This is a genomic window from Embleya sp. NPDC056575 (genome assembly GCF_042793325.1).
GTDB lineage: Bacteria > Actinomycetota > Actinomycetes > Streptomycetales > Streptomycetaceae > Embleya.
This window is the reverse complement of sequence record NZ_JBHTVA010000087.1, coordinates 1-4,056: the sequence shown is the minus strand read 5'-3', so window position 1 is coordinate 4,056 and position 4,056 is coordinate 1. Positions and strand designations below refer to the sequence as shown.

Here is a 4,056-nt window from a genome sequence, read left to right as displayed (position 1 = left end):
ATAACAACCCCCCCCAACGCGGCGGCCGCGTACGTGGTTAACAGGCCGGGGGGGGGGGGGGGGCGGGGGTGGGGGGGGGGGGGGGCGGGGGGGGCCGGCCGCCGGGCGCCCCCACCGGCGGGGCGTCGTCGCGCCGAGGCGGGCGACGACGCGGGGTTCACCAGGTGCGCACGGTGGGCGCGACGCCCGTCTCCCGGGCACGCTCCTGGATCCGGTCCCGGATCAGTTCGAGCTGGACGCGCGAGTTGCGGTTGATGTTGTCCGTCATCCACGCGTCGTCGACCGGTGCGGTCTCCTTCATCGCGAAGTCCTGTACCCAGCGCATCCGTACGCCGTCGGGCACCTCGTGGTACTCCCAGCGGATGTGCATGTGCGCGAACGGCCCGGTCTCCACCCGGCGCGCCCAGACCGTGCGCGTCTCGCGGTCGGCCTCGCGCTCGGACACCCAGCTCCAGATCTTGCCGTCCTTGTCGGGCTTCATGGTCAGGCGGAAGGTCACCTTGCTGCCTTCGCGTTCGAGGACCTCCACCGACGCGTACTCGCTGAACAGGTTCGTCCAGTTGTCCACGTCGTTGGTGATGTCCCAGACCAGGTCGAACGGGGCCGCGATGACGATGTCGTTGTCGGTATGGCCGGCCATGTCACACTCCTGAGATGAGTTGGGAGTTGGTGGTTTCCAGGAACTCGCGCGGGGTCTTGCATTGGTCCACGTCCGCGCCGAGCGGGAACTCGTAGCGCCGCTCCAGCTCGGCGACGATCCCGAGCAGGCCCAGCGAGTCGAGGCCGAACTGTTCGAACGTGGCGTCGGGGTCCCGCAGTTGCTCGGGCCTGGCAGTGACGCCGGCGCATGACTTCATCACCTCGGCGAGCACTTCGTGGGTGAGCGGTCCGTTCATCGCGGGCTTCCTTTCGGATGAGTCGGATGATGCGTACGAGGGCACGGGTCTTACCGGCCGCGGCAGTCGCCGGTCGGGTTACGGCGTGTCGGGGCGGCCGTCGCCTCGGCGCAGCACCAGTGCGGCGTTGCCGCCCATCAGGCCGCGGCTGAGCACCAGGGCGGTGCGCAGTTCGGCGGTCCTGGCCCGGCCGGTGACCAGGTCGAGGTCGTGGCAGATGTCGAACACGCCCGGGGTGGGCGGCAGTACGCCGTGTTCCATGGCCAGGATCGCGGCGGCGCAGTCGAGCATCGGCGCGCCGCAGTAGGCCCGGCCGATGCCGGCCTTGGGCGCGGTGACCGGCACCCTGGCGGCGCGGACGCCCAACGCGTCGGACAGGGCCAGCACTTCGGCGTGGTCGGCCTCGGGGGTGCCGAGTGCGTCGGCGAAGACCACGTCGATGTCGGCGGGTCCGCATTCGGCCTCGGCCAGGGCGTCGCGGATCGCCCGGGCCAGTCCGTGCCGGGACGGTCCCCAGCCGCAGGTGCCGGTGAACGTCGCCCCGTGTCCGAGCACTTCGGCCCGGATCCGGGCGCCGCGCCGGCGAGCCGAGTCGGCGTCCTCGACGACGAACATCGCGCCGCCCTCGGCGGGGGCGAAGCCGCGGGCGGCGGAGGTGAACGGGAGATAGGCGCGGGCGGGGTCGGCGGCGAGGCTGAGCGCGTCGTAGCCGAGTTGGCAGACCATCGAGTAGGGGGCGAGCGGTGCCTCGGCGGCGCCGACCACGACGGCGTCGGTGCCTCGGCGGATGGTCCGGACGGCGTGCGCGAGCGCGTCCAGGCCGCCGGCCTCGTCGTTGGCCAGCACCGCGCAGGGGCCTTTGAAGCCGCCGCGGATGGAGATCTGGCCGGTGGTGGCCGCGTAGAACCAGGCGATCGACTGGTACGGCCCGACGAAGCCGGGTCCCTTGCCCCACAGGTTCTGCAGTTCGCGCTGGCCGAACTCACCGCCGCCGGAGCAGCTCGCGGTGGTCACCCCGACGCCGAAGGTGGACGTCGGGCCCAGTGCCGCGTCGGCCAGGGCCTGGTCGGCGGCGACCAGCGCGAAGTGGGTGAAGCGGTCGGTCTGGACCAGGTAGCGTTCCTCGACCACGGCGGCGGGGTCGAAGTCGCGCACCTCGCCCGCGACGGTCAGCGGCAGGTGCTCGCAGCCCTCGCGGGAGATCCGGTCCAGCACGAAGCGGCCCTCGCGGGTCGCCTTCCAGAACACGTCGGCGCCGATGCCGTTGGGCGCGACGACGCCGACGCCGGTGACCACGGTGCGTCTTGGTGCGGAGCTGTTCATCGGGGTCTCCTCTCCCGACGGTCCAGGACCACCGCGGACTGGAAGCCGCCGAACCCGCTGCCCACCGACAACACCGTCGTCAGGCCCATCGGCCGGGCGGTGCCCGGCACGTAGTCGAGGTCGCACTCGGGGTCCGGCGTCTCGTAGTTGGCCGTGGGCGGCACCGCCTTGTGCTCCATCGCCAGGGCGCACGCGGCGAGTTCGATGGCACCGATGGCGCCGAGTGAGTGGCCGACCATCGACTTGATCGAACTCATCGGGACCTTGTGCGCGTGCGTGCCGAGCGAGCGCTTGACGGCCGCGGTCTCGTGGCGGTCGTTCTGCTTGGTGCCCGAGCCGTGCGCGTTGACGTAGTCGACGGCGTCGGGGGCGACCTCCGCGTCCGCCAGTGCGCGGTCGATCGCCTCGGACATCTCCAGGCCCTCGCGGGTCAGGCCGGTCATGTGGTGTGCGTTGCCGCGCGTGGCGAACCCGCCGACCTCGCAGTACACATGGGCGCCGCGCCGGTGGGCGTGTTCGAGTTCCTCCAGGATCAGTACCGCGGCGCCCTCGCCGAGGACGAATCCGTCCCGGTCCGCGTCGAACGGCCGGGAGGCGTGCGCCGGGTCGTCGTTGCGGGTCGAGGTGGCCTTGATCGCGTCGAAGCAGGCGACCGTGATCGGCGAGATCGGCGAGTCGGCGGCGCCGGCGATGTACACGTCGGCGCGGCCCTCCTCGATCGCGTGCGCGGCGTAGCCGATCGCGTCGAGGCCGGAGGTGCAGCCGGTGGAGACGGTCTGCACCGGGCCCTTGGCGACGAACTCCTCGGCCACCTCGGCGGCCAGGGTGCTCGGCGAGAAGGCCCGGTGCAGGAAGGGGTCGGCCCTGCGGTGGTCGACGGCCCAGGTCTTGCCGGGGCCGCTGACCGCGATGTAGTCGTGTTCGAGCCGGGTGGTGCCGCCCACGGCGGTGCCGAGGGAGACGCCGATCCGCCAGGGGTCCTCGGCGTCGCGGTCCAGGCCGCTGCCGCGGACCGCCTCGGCCGCCGCGGCGAGCGCGAACTGCACGTAGCGGTCCGCGCGTCGGGCCCGGTCGGGGTCGACGCCGCACGCGATCGGGTCGAAGTCGCATTCGGCGGCGATCCGGGAGCGGAACCCGGTGGGGTCGAAGAAGGTGATCCCGCGCGTCGCCGTGCGGCCCGCCATCAGCAGGTCCCAGAACGCGGTGACACCCACCCCACCGGGTGCCACCACCCCGACGCCGGTGACCGCGACCCGGCGCCTCAAGAGTCGGCGCCCGCGGTCTCGGCGGGTTCGATCCCCTCCGTGTCGACGTGCCCGAGTTCGGGCCGCGGCGCGAGCGGGGCGAGCTGGAAGACCATCCGGGCCTGCACCCGGCCGACGTTGCGGAAGCGGTGGCGCATGTTCTTCGGGATCATCAGGCCCTGGTCGGGCCGGAGTTCGTGGGTGACGCCGTCCAGGTCGACCTCGATGGAGCCGACCACGACGTGGATGAACTCCTCGGAGTAGGGGTGGTAGTGCTCGGCGATCATGTCCCCGGGCTCGATCAGGGCCAGGCCCATGAAGCCGCTGGTGGAGCCCACGGTCGCCGGGCCGAGCATGACCCGGAGGTCACCCCCGCGGCGGCGGTTCGGCTCGATCTCGTCCAGGTTGACGATGCGTACGGTCTGCGTGGTCATCTGTGCCACCTCCAAGTGGCGGGGGGGCGCCGGCGGGCGCCGCCCCGGGGGGTGAGGCGGCGCGGGCGGCGCGGCCGGCGGGGTCGGGGGGGGGGGAGCCCCACGCACGCGGGCGGCCCACCGACGCGGGCGGTGGGCGGGCAGCCGACAGGCCCAGGA

Annotated in this window: 5 protein-coding genes; all 5 read right to left on the bottom strand. The window is 72.9% G+C overall.

Features of this window, described 5'->3' with window-relative positions; translation table 11 throughout:
* Positions 1–157: 157 nt before the first annotated feature.
* Positions 158–640, bottom strand: a complete 483-nt coding sequence (locus ACFRCG_RS42155) for an SRPBCC family protein (RefSeq protein ID WP_380041600.1) — start codon at positions 638–640, stop codon at positions 158–160.
* A 1-nt stretch (position 641) separates the two neighbouring features.
* On the bottom strand, positions 642–896 hold the full coding sequence (locus ACFRCG_RS42150; protein ID WP_380041598.1) for an acyl carrier protein: 255 nt from the start codon (positions 894–896) through the stop codon (positions 642–644).
* Between the two features lie 78 nt (positions 897–974).
* Positions 975–2,219 carry a beta-ketoacyl synthase N-terminal-like domain-containing protein gene (locus tag ACFRCG_RS42145; protein WP_380041596.1) on the bottom strand — a complete coding sequence of 415 codons (1,245 nt, stop codon included), beginning with the start codon at positions 2,217–2,219 and terminating at the stop codon, positions 975–977.
* A complete protein-coding gene (locus tag ACFRCG_RS42140; RefSeq protein ID WP_380011732.1) occupies positions 2,216–3,484 on the bottom strand; it encodes a beta-ketoacyl-[acyl-carrier-protein] synthase family protein in 1,269 nt (422 codons plus the stop codon). Before ACFRCG_RS42140 ends, ACFRCG_RS42145 begins: the two co-directional genes overlap by 4 nt.
* Complete coding sequence (locus tag ACFRCG_RS42135; RefSeq protein WP_380041594.1) at positions 3,481–3,897, bottom strand: cupin domain-containing protein; 417 nt, start codon at positions 3,895–3,897, stop codon at positions 3,481–3,483. Before ACFRCG_RS42135 ends, ACFRCG_RS42140 begins: the two co-directional genes overlap by 4 nt.
* Positions 3,898–4,056 lie beyond the last annotated feature (159 nt).

Excerpts from the sequence above, each read along its gene's own strand:
- ACFRCG_RS42150 (WP_380041598.1), bottom strand. The coding sequence starts at position 896 with ATGAACGGACCGCTCACCCACGAAGTGCTCGCCGAGGTGATGAAGTCA.
- ACFRCG_RS42145 (WP_380041596.1), bottom strand. The coding sequence starts at position 2,219 with ATGAACAGCTCCGCACCAAGACGCACCGTGGTCACCGGCGTCGGCGTC.
- ACFRCG_RS42155 (WP_380041600.1), bottom strand. The coding sequence starts at position 640 with ATGGCCGGCCATACCGACAACGACATCGTCATCGCGGCCCCGTTCGAC.
- ACFRCG_RS42135 (WP_380041594.1), bottom strand. The coding sequence starts at position 3,897 with ATGACCACGCAGACCGTACGCATCGTCAACCTGGACGAGATCGAGCCG.